We start from the raw sequence: 16,367 nt of genomic DNA, 5'->3' as shown, positions 1-16,367 counted from the left end.
AGCAGCACCGCCTGTTGATGCGGTTCATGCTGCTGTCGGTGGCGACCGCGCTCGCGACGATGCTGCTGAAGGCATCGGCGGCGTGGATCACCGGATCCGTGGGTCTGTTGTCGGACGCGCTCGAATCCGGGGTCAACCTCGTCGCGGCGCTCGTCGGTCTCGCGGCGCTACGTCTCGCCGCGAAGCCGGCCGATGCGAACCACGATTTCGGGCACGGGAAGGCCGAGTACCTCTCCGCCGCGGTCGAGGGCACCATGGTCTTCGCCGCCGCGACGGTGATTCTGTGGACCTCGGTCGAGCGCCTGATCTCACCGCAGCCGGTGACCGAGGTCGGACTCGGTCTCGTCCTGTCGGCCGGATCGTCGGCGCTCAATCTCGTGGTCGGTCTGCTGCTCATCCGGCAGGGTCGGGCACACCGGTCGATCACGCTGGTCGCCGACGGGAAACACCTGCTGACGGACGTGTGGACGTCGGCGGGCGTGCTCGTCGGCGTCGCGCTGGTCGCGCTGTCCGGGTGGGACGTGCTCGACCCGATCGTGGCAATCCTCGTCGCCCTGAACATCCTGCGGATCGGTTTCGGGCTCGTGCGGCAGGCGGTCGTCGGCATGCTCGACGCGGTTCTTCCCCCGGAGGACGTGACGGCGGTGAACGCCGTCCTCGACCGCTACCGGGAACCGGGGGTGGTGACGATCCTGCCGCCGCGCACCCGCGAGTCGGGACGTCAGCGCTTCGTCTACCTCGTCGTGCGGGTGCCGGGCGACTGGACGGTGCGGGCCGGGCACGACCTGCTCGACCGCATCGAGGCCGATCTCGGCGAGGCGCTGCCCGGCGTCGTGGTGTTCAGCCATCTCGAGCCGGACCGCACCCCCACGGGACGCAGGTGAGGTGATCAGGCCGAGGCGACGAGTCCGGCACCGAGGCCGAGCATCAGCACCGCGACGCCACCGTCGAGGATGCGCCACGAGGACGGCTTGGCGAACCAGGCGCGCAGATAGCGGGCCCCGTACCCGAGGGCGGCGAACCACACGACGCTCGCGGTGATCGCCCCGGCACCGAACCACCACCGGCCGGGGTTGCCGTAGTGGTTGGCCACCGAACCGAGCATCAGCACGGTGTCGAGATAGGTGTGCGGGTTGAGCCAGGTCAGCGCCAGGCAGGTCAGCAGAGCCGCGCCGATGGTGACGGCACCGCCCGGGGCGGCGGACAGCGCGGACGGCTTCAGCGCGCGACGTGCCGCGAAGAGTCCGTAGCAGATGAGGAAAGCGGCACCCGCCCAACGGATCACGTCGATCGCTCCGGGTGCGCGGTCGAGGATCGTCGCAATCCCGGCGATGCCCGCGGTGATGAGCACGGCGTCGGAGATCACGCAGATCGCGATCACAGGCAGCACGAATCGTCGCGCGATGGCCATGCGCAGGACGAAGGCGTTCTGCGCACCGATGGCGACGATGAGGGACAGACCTGTGACGAATCCGGCGACGACGAGTGACATGGCATCGACGCTAGGAATCCTGTCGAGATAAGAACAGTTGATTTTGCTGTACCTACATTAGAGTTTCTTAATATGGACCTGGACTTCGCTCAACTTCGCACTTTTGCAACGGTATTGGACGAGGGCACTTTCGAGGGTGCGGCGGCTGTTCTTCGCGTCACACCGTCCGCGGTGAGTCAACGCATCAAGTCGCTCGAACAACACGTCGGTCAGGTGCTGTTGCGACGGACCCGGCCCGTGAGCGCGACGGCGGCCGGCGAAGTGGTGATGCGACTCGCCCGGCAGGTCGCGCGGCTGGAGCAGGACGCCTCCGAGGAACTCGGCCTCGGCGCCGACACCGGGAGCTACGCCACCATCCCGCTCGTCGTCAACGCCGACTCGATGTCCACCTGGATGCTGCGCGCCCTGGCCCGGATGCCCGTGCGCTACCGAGCCCTGTTCGAACTGCACCGCGAGGACGAGTTCCACTCCACGGATCTGTTGCGCGACGGCACCGCCATGGCAGCGGTCACCTCCGTCCCCGAACCCGTGCAGGGCTGCACGTCCGAGAAGCTCGGCGCCATGGGCTATCACGCGATGGCGAGCGTGGACTTCGCCGAACGCTGGTTCCCCGAGGGCATGACCCCCACCGAACTGCGGGAGGCCCCGATGCTCACCTTCGACCGCAAGGACGACATGCAGGATCGCTTCGTCCGCAAGCGGACCCGGCGGCGGCTGAATCCGCCGCGCAACTACGTTCCGGGCGCCCTCGAATTCGTCGAGGCCGCGCGGCTGGGGTTGGGCTGGGCCATGCTCCCCGACGCGATGGTCGCCGACACGACCGATCTCGTGAGCCTGGCCCCGGACGACCCGATCGCCGTGCCGCTGTACTGGCAGCGGTGGCGGCTGGACTCCCCCGTGCTCGACGCGCTGACCGGTGCGGTCCGTCGCACCGCGCGCGAAGTGCTGCACTGACCTCCCGGAACCCGACCTTCCGAAACGGGAGCGGCCCGAATCGGATCGCTCCGGTTCGGGCCGCTCTCGTCGTGATGCGGATCAGTAGTTGAACGCCTCTGCCCAGTGCTGCGAGTACTCGGCCTGACGCCCCACCTCGGTCAGCGGCATGCGCCAGACCTTGTCGGAGTCGAGCGGCGGGAGTTCACGGCCGAGCGCGGTCGGCGGTGCGACGTCGGGTCGCACGCTGTAGTCGCCCAGCTCGGTGAACAGCTCCTGGCCGCGCTTCGAGAAGTTGTAGTTCATGAACACCTCGGCCGCTTCCGCGTTCTTGGCGGTGGCGGTCCTGCCCAGGTAGTAGTCGAAGGTCACGAAGCCTTCCTCGGGCACGACGAAGTCGATGGGCGCCTTGTCCTCGGTGGCGGTGACGTTCACCGACGCCGAACCGGTGGTCGCGACCGGCACCTCACCGCGGGCGAAGGCGGTCAGCTTCTGACCGGCACCGTCGTAGATCGTCGGCTGCAGTGCCGCGAGCTTCTCCCAGTAGCCGTCCTCGAGCTTCTCCTCGACGAACCAGTTGAGTGCGACGTTGGAACCGCCCGTCGCGCCCTGCGAGATGCCGATCTTGCCGCGCCACTTCTCGTCGAGCAGGTCGGCCCACGAGGTGGGCGCCTCCTCCTCGGTGACGGCGCGGGTGTTGTAACCGAAGGTCTGCACCACGTTGGTGACCCGGGAGAAGTTGCCGTCCTGGATCACGACCTCCTCGAGCTCCTCGGTGCCGGGCACGACGTACGGGTTCCACACGCCGGCATCGGTGAAGCTGTCGACGATGTCGTAGTCGGAGGTGCGGATCACGTCGGCGTTCAGACGGCCTGCACCCTGCTCGGAGAGCACGCGCTCGGCCAGACGGGCCGGGACGAGGCGCATCAGGTCGACCTTGATGCCGGTGTCGCGGGTGAACGCCTCGATGAAGGCCTGCTCATTGGATTCCTGGTAGCTCGAGTACAGACTCAGCGTCTGCGACTTCGCTACCTCGTAGGTCTCCTTGTCGGCGATCGTCTCGCCGTCGATGACCAGGCCCGCCGAGGTGTCGACCTCGGCCTGGGAGGTGACGCCGTCGGAATCTCCGCCACCGCACGCCGCGAGTGTCGTGGCGAGGACGACCGACAGAGCGGTGAGCGCTACTTTGCGCGTTTTCATGGTGAGGCCCTTCGTTTCTCGAAAAGTCCGGTCAGAGCGAATTGGTTCCGGAGTCCGACGCTTCGGCGAGCTGTTTCTTCTCCCGGTTGCCGGCGAGCTGGGCGAGAACGGCCAGCACGGCGATCACCAGGACGAACAGCACACTGATGGAGGCCGCGACCGCCGTCTGCCCGTTCTCGAAGTTGTCGAAGACCAGGATCGACAGGATCCGGGTGTCGGAGGTGAACAGGAACAGCGAAGCCGACAGTTCGCGCATCGCCAGCATGAGCAGGAGCAGGAAGGTCGACACGATACCGACGCGCATCAGCGGCACGGTGACGTTGACGATGGCGCGCGACCGGCGGGCGCCGAGCATCACGGCACTGTCCTCGAGGTCGCTGTGCAGCTGCAGCATCGACGACGAGATCGAGCGGTAGCCCTGCGGCAGCGCCACGGCGACACAGGCGACGGCGAGGATGATCAACGTGCCGTAGATCGGGATCGGCAGGCTGAGCCAGGTCCAGAGGATGCCCATGCCGAGCACGATCGACGGGATGGCGAGCGGTGCGGTGGCGATCTGCTCGAGCAGGGCGCCGAGGCGGCTCTTGGTCCGGTAGCGGATGTACGAGGCGGAGAAGCTGATCGTCGTACCGGCGAAGGCGGCGACGACGGCCACGACCACCGAGTTCACGAGCGCCTTCTGGAAGTCGGCCGCCGAGGCCACCTCCACGATGTTGTCGAACGACGTTCCGCCCTGGAACATCTGGGACATGCTGTACAGGTACGGCGAGTCCTGGGTGGCGGCGAGGAAGAGCGCGCCCATCGGCAGTGCGATCGCGAGCAGGAAGTACACGAGCGCGAAGATCGTTGCCGGCCAACGCCAGCCGCGCAGCGGCACCTGACGGGGACGGGCACCCTTGCCGGTCATCGTCGTGAACTTGCGGCGGTTGACGATCCACTGCTGGCCCATGGTGACGAAGACCAGGCCGAGCGTGAGCAGGATGGCGATACCGGCGGCGGCGTTCGCCTGGGCCGGGGCCGCACCCATGAGCCGGAAGATGTAGGTGGGCAGGGTCTCGATCCCCGCGGGGTTACCGAGCACCGCCGCGACCGGGAAGTTCTCCATGCTCAGCGCGAAGACGAGGATGCCCGAACCGAGCAGGGCCGGCATGGCGAGCGGCAGGGTCACCGTCCGGAACATCGTCTTCAGGGAGGCGCCGTGCACGGTCGAGGCCTCTTCGAGGTCGGCGTTCATCATCGACAGCGAACTGTGCACGAGCATGAACACGTACGGCGCGTAGAACAGGCCGAGAACGAAGATCAGGCCGGGGATGCTGTAGATGTTGATCGTCATACCCAGGCCCAGGTCGGCAAGGAGGATGTTGACGAATCCGGCACTGGGAGAAGCGAGCAGCGACCAGGCGAGCGCACCGACGAGAGCCGGCACGAACACCGGCGCCATTCCGATGAAGAAGATGAACCGGCGCCAGGGCGCATCGGTGCGAGCACAGATGAAGGCGAGCGACGCACCGATCACGAGCGCGATGACCGTCGCCCCGAGGCCGAGCATGAGGGAGTTCACCAGACCCTTGACGGCGTCGGGACTCGTGAGCACCTTGAGGTTGTCGAGTGTGAGGGCACCGAGACCGCTGTTGCCCGGCCGCGGCACCTCGGTGGCGATCGCGGCCACGAGCACCAGGATCATCGGCATGATCACCAGGACGGCCAGGACGGCGAGGACCACAAGTGCCGCGCCGTTCTTGCGGAGGATTCCCCTGCGCCACAACGGCGCCGATACCGGGGCCTCCGGCTCGAGGTCGTCGACCGGACGTGTTTCGGGGGGTGTGGCCAGCTGGGTCATGCCGCGACCTCCTGCAGTCGTGCCTGTCGTGCCACATCGGCCGGCAGGACCTGGACGTTCTCCGGAGAGACCGAAGCGAACACGCGATCGCCGATCTCGAAGCGCTCGGCACCCTTCGTCGGGGCGAAGATGTCGAGCTCACCCCCGTTGTCGAGGGTGACGGCGTAGCGGACGCTCGAGCCCTGGAAGCTCGTGACGGCGACGCGACCCGAGAACTCGTTGGTGCCACCGCCGGACACAGTCGACAGCACCAGGTCCTCGGACCGGATGCACGCCTTGAAGTCGTCGGCGGCGGCGAGGCCGCGCTGCTCGGTGCGGATCACCTCTCCCCCGTCGCGAACGGCCGTGACGTAACCGTCGGCGCCGACGGTGGCGGTGCAGTCGAAGATGTTGGACACACCGAGGAAGTGCGCGATCGACGCGCTTGCCGGCTCGTTGTAGATGGCGGTGGGGCCGCCGATCTGCACGATCCGTCCGCCCTGCATGAGCGCGATGCGGTCGGCGAGTGCGAATGCCTCCTGCTGGTCGTGCGTGACGTAGACCGTGGTCAGGCCCAGGCTCAGCTGGATCTCACGCAGCTCCACCCGCAGGCGGTCGCGCAGGCGGGCGTCGAGGTTCGACAGCGGCTCGTCGAGCATGAGCACCGAGGGGCGCATCACGAGCGAGCGGGCGAGTGCCACACGCTGCATCTGCCCACCGGAGAGCAGGCTCGCGCCACGCTGCGCGAAGTCCGACAGACCGACGAGCTCGAGCACCTCCGCGACACGCGACTTGATCTCCGCCGCAGGGAGCTTCTGCAGCTTCAGCGAGTAGGCGACGTTCTGGAAGACGGTCATGTGCGGCCACACCGCGTACGACTGGAAGACCATGCCGACGTTGCGCTTGTTGGGCGGCAGGTTGATGCCCTTCGCCGCGTCGAAGACGACCGTGTCGCCGATGGTGATGCGACCGGCGGTGGGTTCCTCGAGGCCGGCGATGCACCGCATGGTGCTGGTCTTGCCGCAACCCGACTTGCCGAGGAGCACAACCGATTCGCCCTCGTCGATCTCGAGGTTGAGGTTCTCGATGGCCGTGAACTTCCCGTAGCGGAGCTGCAGGTTCTCGATCGTGATCTTCATAGTGGTTCCTCAGGTTGTCTTTCCGGCGGGTGTCGGGTCCTACTCGAAGTACGTGACGGCTTCGATCAGCACCGGGGAGGTGCCTTCGAAGGCTCGGTGCAGGGCCGCCTTCAGTTCCTCGGCACCGGTGACCCGTTCGCCCTTCACGCCGTAGCCTTCCGCGATCTTGACGAAGTCGATGTCGGGCACGTCGAGTCCCGGGGTGTCGCCGGTGTCCAGAGCGCGGGTGAACCGGCGCAGCGCACCGTACGTGCCGTTGTTGAGGATGACGAACACCACCGGCACGTCGCGGCGGGCCGCGGTCCACAGTGCGGTGATCCCGAAGTTGGCGGATCCGTCACCGATGGTCGCGACCACGCGACGCTCCGGATGGGCGAGCTGGACGCCGACGGCGGCGGGCAGGCCGAAGCCCAGGCCGCCGGAGGCCGGCGAGTAGAACGAACCCGGTTCGACGAGTTGTGCGTGCCGCCAGAAGGCGTCCGCCGTGGAGGTCGATTCGTTGACGTAGACCACGTCGCGGGGAGCGATCTCGGCGATGGTGGCGAACACCGTGTCGGGGTGCATGGCCTCGGTGCGATCGGCTCCGCGTGCGAACGCCTCCCGTGCCGGCTCGGCCGGAAGGTCGCGGCGGCGGACCCGCTCGGCGAGGATGCGCAGCGTCGCGCCGACCGGCGCGAGGTAGGCCTCGCCGAAGGGCGCACGGGCGACCTCGCCGGTGTCCTCGGACAGGTGCAGCACGCGGGTGCCCTCCGCCAGGAAGGGACCCGGACGGTAGTGGTGGTAGCGGAAGACCGGGGCACCGGCGACGAGCACCACGTCGTGGTCGGCCAGTGCCTCGTGGATGGACATGACGTTGGCGGGCAGCACCCCGCGGAACAGCGGGTGGGTGTTGGGGAAGGGGCACCGCGACGGCGACGGCGCGATCCACACCGCGGCTCCGAGCGATTCCGCGAGCTGCACCGCGAAGCCGTTCGCTCGCTCCGCGTCGACGTCCGGTCCGAGGACCAGGGCGGGACGGACGGCACCGTCGAGGGCGGCGAGCAGTTCGGCCGTCATCGCCTCGGACGGTTCGGTCGTCGTGGTGACGCGCCGTTCGGCCAGATAGGAGGTGTTGGCCGGGGCCTCGTGCTCCCAGTCGTCGTAGGGCACCGAGACGTAGACCGGGCCGGGGGCGGGCAGGGTCGCCATGTGGACGGCCTGGCTGATGGTGCGGGGCACGTCCTCGGGGCAGGTCGGTTCGGCGCTCCACTTGGTGAGCGGGCGGGTCAGGCTCGCGGCATCGACGTTGGCCAGCATGACCTCCTGGCCGATGGTGTCGCGCACCTGCTGTCCCGCGGTGATCACCAGCGGCGAGTGCGAGTACACCGAGTTGGTGAGCACACCCATGCCGTTGCCGGTGCCGGCGGCGGCGTGCAGGTTCACGAAGACCGGCTGTCCGCTCGCCTGCGCGTAACCGTCCGCCATCGCCACCACGGCGCCCTCGTGGAGACCGAGGACGTACTCGAAGTCCTCGGGGAAATCCTTGAGGAACAGAAGTTCGTTCGAGCCGGGGTTGCCGAAGACCGTGGTCATACCGTGCCGGCGCAGCAGCTCGAAGGTCACTTCGCGAATCGTGGGCATGCAGAGGTCCCCTTACAACAGGACGAGAAGAGAATTCGTAGGGTCGGGACGACCACTTGCCAGCACACTATGTTAGGGCGGTCACATAGATCCAATAGATTCTGCCGATCGCATTATTCAATGCATCTATAGTCAACCGAATGGCGAACAACTACGACCTCGGTATGCTGCGGGTGTTCGTGTCCGTCTACAAGACCAGAAGCGTCACGCTCGCGGCCGAGAACCTCTTCGTGGCCCAGCCGACCGTGAGTTACGCACTGGGCAAGCTGCGCAAGCGATTCGGCGACGAATTGTTCGTCCGCCGCCACCAGCAACTCGTACCCACACGACTGGCCGACGAACTCTACCCCCGCCTGCGAGAGGTGCTCGAGCGTCTCGACGCCGTCATGAACGCCGCCGAGGCGTTCGACCCGGCCGCCACGACCCGGACCTTCCGGTTGGTGCTGTCCGATGTGGGTGTTACGGGACTTCTGCCGAAAATCATGACCGCCCTGTCCGTTCGGGCACCCCTCGCGAGCGTCGACGTGGTTCCCCTCGCCCTCTCGCACGCGGGCGAGGCGCTACGACTCGGGGACGCCGACGCGGTGGTGTGCACACCGGTACTGAACGGGCAGGATCTCGACCGCACGCCGCTGTTCACGCAGCCGTACATCGGGGTGCGCCGACCCGACCATCCGCGCATCGGACAGACACCGAGTCTCACGGAGTTCGAGGCGGAACGGCACGTGTCGGTCGCGGTCGAAACCGGACATACCGCAGTGGATCTGCGTATCCGGGAACTCGGGATCCACCGCGACGTCGCGGTGACCCTCCCGAGCTTCACCGGCATCGCCGGCGTGCTGGCCTCGACCACCTATCTGGGTTTCGCGCCGCGCGTCTACGCCGAACGCTCCGCCCGTCTCGGTGAGGTCGGCCTGTACGAACTGCCCTTCGAGGTCCCGGAATCGGTGGTGTCGCTGTACACGATCCGGCGCGACCTGCCGTCCCTCGAGATCGACTGGCTGCGCGAGCTCGTCGTCGAGATCCTCGGCGACGGTTCGACACTCGACCCGGCGTAGCCCTCCGCTCGCCTGTTCGTCATCCGCTACCGCAATGCCGCAGCGGATGACCGGGACGGTAGCGGTTACTGCCGCCCGCAGGTCACAGGTCAGAACTCGCCGGTCGCCGCGAGATCGCGGGAAATCGCACGCGCCGTGGCGATCACACGCGGCACGATCTGCTGGGGTTGCGGAATCCGGGACTCGGGGAAGGCCACCGTCACGCTGGCGACGATGGCGCCCTGCGAATCGAGCACGGCAGCCGCGACGGAAGTGCGGCCGGGCAGGCCGTCGTTGCGGGTGATCCCCACACCCGTGCGGCGGATCTCCGCGAGCTGCGCGCGCAGTTCCGGGATACGTGCCGCCATCTCCGGATCCGACGCCGCATCGGCGACGAGCTCGTCCCAGGCCTCGGGACTGTAGGCGAGCAGGACGCGCCCACCTCCGGTGCGGTGCAACGGAAGTCTGCGGGTCGCCCGGGAGGAATTGGCGGTGGGTTTGACGCGGGTGATGCGGTCGGAGAAGATCCCGTCCGATCCGTCCCGCACACCCAGGTAGACGGTGCCGCGCGTGGCGACGTGCAGGTCGACGAGATAGGGCTGCGCGAGCTCCCGCAGGCGACGCACCTGCGGCGCACCGATTCCCAGGCTCCAGATCCGCCGTCCGAGACGGTAGCGGCCGTGGGACAGGCGTTCGACGCCCTCCCACCGCACCAGCGCCGCGAGCATCCGATGCACCGTGGCCGGCGGGAGCCCCGTGCGCTCGCAGATCCCCGCGACCGTCATCTCGGCGCCCCCGGCGAAGCAGTCGAGGATATCGAAGGCACGACCCAGGACCGACCGCTTGCCGTCGTCGTTGTTGCTCATGGCTCGTCCTGGGGTGGTGCGGGATGTGTACGACAACATCGAATCACATCCCGCACGCACCGTCCCGGACAGCCGTGTCGCGCACCGTCGATCGTTCTCAGAACGGATACGGAGCGATCTCCGACCTCACTGTGACCCACTGGGTTTCGGTGAAGGCCTCGAAGTTCGCCGCCGGACCGCCGAATCGGGATCCCGTTCCCGACGCACCGGTTCCGCCCATCGGTGCGTACGCTTCGTCGCCGACGGTCTGCTCGTTGATGTGCAGCTTGCCGCAGTCGATGCGATCGGCGAGCTGCATCGCGAGACCCACCTCGCCGAGGATGCCGACCGACAGTCCGTACTCGCTCGCGTTCACCAGGGCGGCGGCCTCGTCGAGGTCGTCGAACGGCACCACCGGGGCGACCGGCCCGAAGATCTCGTCCGTCCACGCACGCATCGACAGGTCGAGGTCCGCGAGCACGGTGGGCCGGTAGTACTGGCCGTCGTTGGTGCCACCGGCACACACCCGGGCGCCGGCGTCCACCGCGTCGCGCACGATCGCGTCGATCGACTTCAGCTGTCGCTCGTCGATGATCGGGCCCAGGTCGACGTCGTCGGTGAACGGATCGCCGACCCGCAGCGCGTCGGCCTTCGCGGCCAGTTTCGCCACGTACTCGTCGTAGATGTCGCGGTGGACGATGTGGCGGCCGGTCGCCATGCAGATCTGGCCCTGGTGCAGGAACGATCCGAAGGCCCCGGCGGAGGCGGCGCGGTCGAGGTCCGCACCGGGCAGCACGACCAGCGCGTTGTTGCCCCCGAGCTCGAGGTGGGCCCGCTTGAGCAGGCGCGATGCGGCCTCCCCGACCCGGCGTCCGGCCGCGGTGGAACCGGTGAACGAGATGACGGCGACCTCCGGTGCGGAGACCACGGCCTCCCCGACGTCGGCGCCACCGGTGAGCACGTGGAGCACACCCTCGGGGAGACCGGCCTCCTCGAAAATCCGCGCGAGCACCACACCGCCGCTCACGGACGTACGCGGATCGGGCTTGAGCAGCACGCTGTTGCCGAGCGCGAGCGCCGGTGCGACGGAACGGATCGACAGCGTCAGCGGGAAGTTGAACGGAGCGATCACCGACACCACACCCGCGGGACGGCGGCGCGAGAACGACCAGCGGTCGCTGTCGGTGGCCAGCACCTCTCCCGACGGATGTGTCGGAAGACCGGCCGCCTCATAGCATTCCGCACGCGCTGCAGCGAGCTCCCGGCCGGCCTTGAGCCGGGTGCCACCCGACTCGCGGACCAGCCACTCCTCGATCTCCCCGGCGTGCTCGGCGAACAGGTCGCCGGCGCGGCGCAGCACGGCAGCCCGGTCGGCAGGCTTCGTCGCGGCCCACGCCCCCTGCGCACGGGCTGCGGCGGTCGCCGCAGCCCGGACCTGGTCGGCGTCGGCGACACCGATCCGGCCGAGCTCCGTGCCGGTGGCGGCCTCGAGCGTCGGCTGGTCGCCCGCCGATCCGGGGATCCAGCCACCGTTGTGGATGTTGCCGGCCCAGCGGCCGGGATCGAGAAGGTTCATCATGCTCCTTGCAGGCGCCGCGGCGTCGGGTCGGTCAGCGGTTCTTCCACACGGGTGCGCGCTTCTCGAGGAAGGCGCGGACACCTTCGACGCGGTCCTCGCTCAGGTAGGGATTGGGGCCGACGTTCAGGCGCAGAGCGCTCGGCAGCGGCAGACCCCAGCTCTTGGTGGCCATCTCCTTGTAGCGGCGCAGCGTCACCGGCGAATTCGCGAGGATGTCGTCGACGTACTTCTGGACCTCGGCCTCGAAGTCCTCGCGCGGGACGACGCGGTTGATCAGGCCCATCTCCTTGGCCTCCTCGACCGGGATGGTCCGCGCGGTGTAGAGCAGGTCCATCGCGACGGCGCGGGGCACCAGACGCGGGAGCAGCACCGAACCGAGGTTGGCGCCCATGCCGCGGCGCGCCTCGGTCAGGCCGATCGTGGCGCCCTCGACGGCGATGCGGACGTCGCTGGAGAGCACGATCTCGCAACCACCTGCGATGGCGTGGCCGTTGATCGCGGCGATGACGGGCTTGTACGTCTCGAGCATCACCTCGAACAGCGCCCGGTACAGGCCGGTCATCGGGACGTGGACCTGACGTCCCGAGCGGGCGATGTCGTCCATCTCCTTCATGTCGCCGCCGGCGCAGAACGCCTTGTCCCCGGCACCGGTGATGACGACGGCGAAGACGTCCGGGTCCTCCCCTGCCTCGACGAACGCCTCGGTGAGCTGGTTGACGGTGCGACGCGCCATCGCGTTGCGGCGATGCGGGCGGTTGATCGTGATCCACGCGGCGTTTCCGCGCACCTCGTAGAGGACCTCGTCGGAGTAATCCGGCTCGGCGTTGTCGACGGAACCGACTTCGGTGGTGGTCATGCTCTTTCGTTCCTTTCGCGGTCTCGTCAGGCCGGGGCCTGCTCGGTGGCGGTTCGCACCACACCGTCGGCGATCAGTGCGCGGATCTCGTCCTCGCTGCGTCCGAGCGCCTCGAGTACCTCGACGGTGTCCTCACCGAGGGCGGGCGGGCACTTGGTCAGCGGCGGGTACTGCCCGTCGAAGGTGACCGGGAGGTTGACGACCTCGAGATCCTCGACGACAGGATGCGGCAGCGGCTGCAGCATGCCGGTCGCCTTGACCTGCTCGTCGCGGTACACCATGTCGACCGTGTTCACCGGCGAGTGCGGCACGTTGGCGGCCTTCAGCCGGACGAGCAGTTCGTCGAGGGTGAACTGCGAGGTGCGCTCGCCGAGGACGTCCTGGACGAGCTTGCGGTTCTCGACGCGTACGGGGTTGCTGGTGAAGCCTTCGCGCTCCCCCAGGTCCTGCGCGTCGATGGCGCCCAGCAGGCGACGGAAGATGTCGTCGTTGCCGGCCGAGATGAAGATGTGGCCGTCGGCGGTCGGGAAGGCGCCGTAGGGCACCACGCCGCGGAAGCCGGAGCCCAGGCGACGCGGGGCGGGGTTGCCGGCGGCGATCCCGATGAGCGGCGAGGTGATCCAGGTCAGTGCCGTCTGCAGCAGCGAGTTCTGCACGTGGCAGCCGTTGCCCGTCATGTCGCGGCGGCGCAGCGCCTCGAGCACCGACATCGCCATCCACATGCCGGTGCCCATGTCGAGCAGCGAGACGGGCACGCGGGCGGGTTCGCCGCCGTCCTCACCGGTCATCGACACGATGCCCGAAAATGCCTGCAGCAGCGGGTCGTAGGCGGGCTGCATGGCGCGGGGGCCGGTGTGGCCGTAGCCGGACATCTCGCAGTAGATCAGCCGCGGGTTGAGTTCGTGCAGGTACTCCCACGTGAAGCCCGCCTTGGCGAGCGCACCGGGGCGCAGGTTCTGGACGAGCACGTCGGCGTCGCGCAGCAGGTCGACGAGAATCTTCTTGCCCTCGTCGGTCTTGTAGTCCAGCACGACGGACTTCTTGTTGCGGTTGAACGACATGAACGCGATCGACTCGCCGTTCCATGCGGGCGGGGCCCACTTGCGGGTGTCGTCCCCGGCCTGTCGCTCGATCTTGATGACCTCGGCACCGAGATCCCCGAGGATCTGCCCGCCGAACGGCGCGGCGACCGAGGTGCTGATCTCGATCACCCGCAGGCCGGTGAGGGAACCGGGCGTGGGCTCCTGGATGGGAGTGCTCATGCGGAATCTCCTGTTCGGGACGACGCACCGGTGAGCAGCGTGCGTTCGAAGTCGTCGCGGGCGGCCGAGCGGATCTCGGTCTTCCAGGGCGAGAGCGCACCCTCGTAGACCTGCGGTCCGAGCCGGAAATGCTGTGCCTGTTCGAAGGTTTCGATGAACGGCATGTCCATCGCGTAGACGTCGCTGCCGTAGGGTCGCGGACCCGCCTTCGAGACGTGACCCCACAGTTCGTGCCCGACGATCTCCTCGGCGAGCACGACGGCCTCGATGAGAGCCGCGAGATCGACACCGGTATCGATGCCTTCGCTCTCGAGGAAGTGCACGAAGTCCTCGGTGGGGATCATGCGGGTGAGCCGGCCGTTGCCGCAGTAGGGGCACCCGCCGAGTCCGCCGATGGCGGTGTCGACGACGAGGGTGTGGCGCTCGTCGAGTTCGCAGAAGGCGGCGTAGGCGCTCAGCGGCGCCATACCGCGCGCATTGTGCAGGTGCACCTGGAAGTGCCAGATCTCCGGCCAGGTCGCGAGAATCCGGCGGATCTGGGAACACATGGCGGCGGGGGTGTTCCAGCTCATCGGATCACCGAGGTGGACGCGCGTGACGGGAACGCCCGCGGCGGTCCACTTGTCGATCTGCAGCTGCAGGATCTCCATGCGGCGGTCCTCGCCGATCTCACCGGTCCAGTTCGATCCCCAGCACGCGTTGACGGAGACCTGGGCCTCCTGCGCACCGCGTTCGACGGCGCGGGCGATGACACCGTCGAGCGCGTCGATCTCGTCCTGCATCGACCGTGCGGTGTTGCGCTGGACGAAGACGTCGTCGAGGTGGATCTTGGACTGTCCGACGCGCGGGTCCGGCGGGGTGATCTTCGGTGCGAACGACGCGCGCCGCTCGACACCCTTCTGGTTGAGCGCCAGGGCTGTGTAGCGCACTCCCTCGACCGGGGTGAATCCCTCGACGATCTTCTCGATCTCCGCCATCTGCGGCACCCACTTGGGTGAGACGAACGAGCCGACCACGATGGTCTTCAGGCCCGTGGCCGAGAGTGCGTCCAGCAGCCGGATCTTGTCCTCGACCGGGATGTGCGCACTCTCGATCTGCATGCCTTCGCGCATGCCTTCCTCGATGATCTCCACCCGCGGGTGCGAGCGCTGTGGGGCGGTCATGCCAGTCGTCCTTCCGTACGGTATTCCGGTGCCAGGGCCGCGGCGACCTGCTGCAGGGCTCCGCCGCGCGCCGATGCGACGAGCGCGGTGTGCAGGGTCGATGCCGCCTCGGCGGTGAGTCCGCCGGTGGCGCAGCAGTCGTCGAACTTGTCTCGTAGTTCCTCGTCGCTCAGTGGGTTGCGTCCGTCGCCGCGGGTGATGTCGACGCGTTCGGTGTGTCGCGCACCGTCCTGCGTGACCACCTCGACCACCGAGTACCCGCCCGAGAAGGTCGGTGCGCCGGCGGGAGGCTCGGCGCTCTCGGTGATGCTCACCGCGTTCATCAGGCGAATGGTCTCGGGTTCGGCGAACGCGTCCTCGGTGAAGTCGGCCAGGACGACGGCTCCGCGCTGCAGTGCGACCGAGACGGCGTACTCCGCGCTGAACTTCGCGGCCGTGGCCGAGGCCGGCGGGAGCGCCACGAGCGCACGGGTCCCCCTCGGGTGCACGGTGATCCGCACCTCGCGGATCGGGGCGCCGGCGATGCGCTCACGCAGTGCCAGGCTCGCGTCGATGCTGCGATGTGTGCCGTAGCAGGCGGGATACCGCTTGATACCCCAGTCGGTGGGCCACGCGTCCAGCCAGTACTCGAGGCGTTCGGCGAGGGTCTCGTCCGGATCGCCGAGCGGTGCCAGTTCGGGATCGCCGTAACGGTCGAAGAATCCGGCATCCGCTTCGAGCTCGCGCGGGTTGGCGGTGAAGCCCGCCTCAGCGAGATCGACGGCAGTGACGGCGTCACGGGCGGCGAGACCGGCGTGCAGCGGCTTGGTCATCGAACCGAAATTGGGACGCGAACCCGCAGCCATCGAGGCCACGATGCCCAGGGCGTGCGCCGCATGCTCGGACGACATCTCCACCAGGCGCGCGACAGCCGCGACCGCGGCGAGCCGGCCCACCGTGGAGGTGGTGTGCCAGCCTCGGGCGTAGTGGACGTGCTGCGGGAGCAGGTCCGCCACCGCGCGGAAGACGGCGGCACCGACGTCGTACGCCTGCACCAGCCGGCGGGTGTCGGCCCCGCGCNTCGGCGACGGCGAGCAGCGCGGGAACGATCACCGTGCTGGGGTGGATGGGCATGCTCGGCGAGATGTCGTCGTAGTCGAGCTGGTGCCCGGCGGTGCCGTTGAGCAGCGCTGCGGTGGCAGCGCTCGCTGTGCGGCCCGTCGTCCATACCGTTGCCCGGCCCGAGGTTCCCTCGGCCGCGGCCCAGTTCTGCAGGATCCGTTCGGCGGGCTCGTGCGCGGAGGCGAGAGCCGAGCCGACGGTGTCGACCAGGATGCGGCCGAGAAGTTCCTCGTGCTCGTCGCGGGCGATCTCGTCGCCCGCGGCGAAGGCGGCCAGCGCCGACGTCAGTCCGTCGGTGTCGGTCCGCAGCGGCATGGGTGC

The 16,367-nt window shown here is 68.3% G+C and carries 14 protein-coding genes and 1 pseudogene; 3 read left to right on the top strand and 12 right to left on the bottom strand.

Features of this window, described 5'->3' with window-relative positions; genetic code table 11:
• The first annotated feature begins 17 nt into the window (after positions 1-17).
• Positions 18-884: a cation diffusion facilitator family transporter gene (locus ACLBYD_RS23050; RefSeq protein ID WP_229568230.1), complete on the top strand. Its 867-nt coding sequence runs from the start codon at positions 18-20 to the stop codon at positions 882-884.
• Positions 885-889: 5 nt separating this feature from the next.
• On the opposite strand, the gene ACLBYD_RS23045 is transcribed toward ACLBYD_RS23050, so the two are convergent.
• Complete coding sequence (locus ACLBYD_RS23045) at positions 890-1,492, bottom strand: LysE/ArgO family amino acid transporter (protein ID WP_016690991.1); 603 nt, start codon at positions 1,490-1,492, stop codon at positions 890-892.
• A 72-nt stretch (positions 1,493-1,564) separates the two neighbouring features.
• Between ACLBYD_RS23045 and ACLBYD_RS23040 the strand changes: the two genes are divergently transcribed.
• A complete protein-coding gene (locus ACLBYD_RS23040) occupies positions 1,565-2,446 on the top strand; it encodes a LysR family transcriptional regulator ArgP (RefSeq protein ID WP_447818289.1) in 882 nt (293 codons plus the stop codon).
• Positions 2,447-2,527: 81 nt separating this feature from the next.
• Here the strand turns inward: ACLBYD_RS23040 and ACLBYD_RS23035 are convergent, their stop codons facing one another.
• The 4 genes from ACLBYD_RS23035 to mdlC are packed head-to-tail and all read right to left on the bottom strand — an operon-like array spanning position 2,528 to position 8,203.
• Positions 2,528-3,625 carry an ABC transporter substrate-binding protein gene (locus ACLBYD_RS23035; RefSeq protein ID WP_447818288.1) on the bottom strand — a complete coding sequence of 366 codons (1,098 nt, stop codon included), beginning with the start codon at positions 3,623-3,625 and terminating at the stop codon, positions 2,528-2,530.
• 31 nt (positions 3,626-3,656) lie between these two features.
• The gene (locus ACLBYD_RS23030) at positions 3,657-5,465 is read right to left on the bottom strand and encodes an ABC transporter permease (protein WP_447818287.1); all 1,809 of its coding nucleotides are present in this window, start codon (positions 5,463-5,465) and stop codon (positions 3,657-3,659) included.
• Entirely contained in the window at positions 5,462-6,583 is a 1,122-nt protein-coding gene (locus tag ACLBYD_RS23025) for an ABC transporter ATP-binding protein (RefSeq protein WP_271038718.1), read from the bottom strand. Before ACLBYD_RS23025 ends, ACLBYD_RS23030 begins: the two co-directional genes overlap by 4 nt.
• Before the next feature lie 39 nt (positions 6,584-6,622).
• Positions 6,623-8,203 carry a benzoylformate decarboxylase gene (mdlC, locus tag ACLBYD_RS23020; RefSeq protein WP_447818286.1) on the bottom strand — a complete coding sequence of 527 codons (1,581 nt, stop codon included), beginning with the start codon at positions 8,201-8,203 and terminating at the stop codon, positions 6,623-6,625.
• 140 nt (positions 8,204-8,343) lie between these two features.
• On the opposite strand from mdlC, the gene ACLBYD_RS23015 reads away from it, so the two are divergent.
• Positions 8,344-9,261 (top strand): LysR family transcriptional regulator, encoded by a 918-nt coding sequence (locus ACLBYD_RS23015; RefSeq protein ID WP_447818285.1) that lies wholly within the window; start codon positions 8,344-8,346, stop codon positions 9,259-9,261.
• Between the two features lie 89 nt (positions 9,262-9,350).
• Here the strand turns inward: ACLBYD_RS23015 and ACLBYD_RS23010 are convergent, their stop codons facing one another.
• The 7 genes and pseudogenes from ACLBYD_RS23010 to ACLBYD_RS22980 form a co-directional block, all read right to left on the bottom strand.
• Positions 9,351-10,106, bottom strand: coding sequence for an IclR family transcriptional regulator (locus ACLBYD_RS23010; protein WP_447818284.1), 756 nt, complete (start codon positions 10,104-10,106; stop codon positions 9,351-9,353).
• A gap of 97 nt (positions 10,107-10,203) precedes the next feature.
• Entirely contained in the window at positions 10,204-11,661 is a 1,458-nt protein-coding gene (locus ACLBYD_RS23005; protein ID WP_447818283.1) for a benzaldehyde dehydrogenase, read from the bottom strand.
• A gap of 34 nt (positions 11,662-11,695) precedes the next feature.
• On the bottom strand, positions 11,696-12,520 hold the full coding sequence (locus tag ACLBYD_RS23000) for an enoyl-CoA hydratase/isomerase family protein (RefSeq protein ID WP_016690982.1): 825 nt from the start codon (positions 12,518-12,520) through the stop codon (positions 11,696-11,698).
• A 26-nt stretch (positions 12,521-12,546) separates the two neighbouring features.
• The gene (locus tag ACLBYD_RS22995; RefSeq protein ID WP_447818282.1) at positions 12,547-13,782 is read right to left on the bottom strand and encodes a CaiB/BaiF CoA transferase family protein; all 1,236 of its coding nucleotides are present in this window, start codon (positions 13,780-13,782) and stop codon (positions 12,547-12,549) included.
• A complete protein-coding gene (locus ACLBYD_RS22990) occupies positions 13,779-14,945 on the bottom strand; it encodes a citramalate synthase (protein ID WP_447818281.1) in 1,167 nt (388 codons plus the stop codon). The genes ACLBYD_RS22995 and ACLBYD_RS22990 overlap by 4 nt, the downstream gene beginning before the upstream one ends.
• Positions 14,942-15,469 carry a hypothetical protein gene (locus tag ACLBYD_RS22985; protein WP_447818315.1) on the bottom strand — a complete coding sequence of 176 codons (528 nt, stop codon included), beginning with the start codon at positions 15,467-15,469 and terminating at the stop codon, positions 14,942-14,944. Before ACLBYD_RS22985 ends, ACLBYD_RS22990 begins: the two co-directional genes overlap by 4 nt.
• Positions 15,470-15,685: 216 nt before the next feature.
• Positions 15,686-16,361 (bottom strand): annotated as a pseudogene (locus tag ACLBYD_RS22980) (MmgE/PrpD family protein); the annotation flags it as partial.
• Between the last annotated feature and the right edge of the window lie 6 nt (positions 16,362-16,367).

The sequence above is a fragment of the Rhodococcus sp. C26F genome (assembly GCF_053345925.1).
Note: the sequence above shows the minus strand (reverse complement) of the source record. Positions and strands in the feature narration are given on the sequence as shown.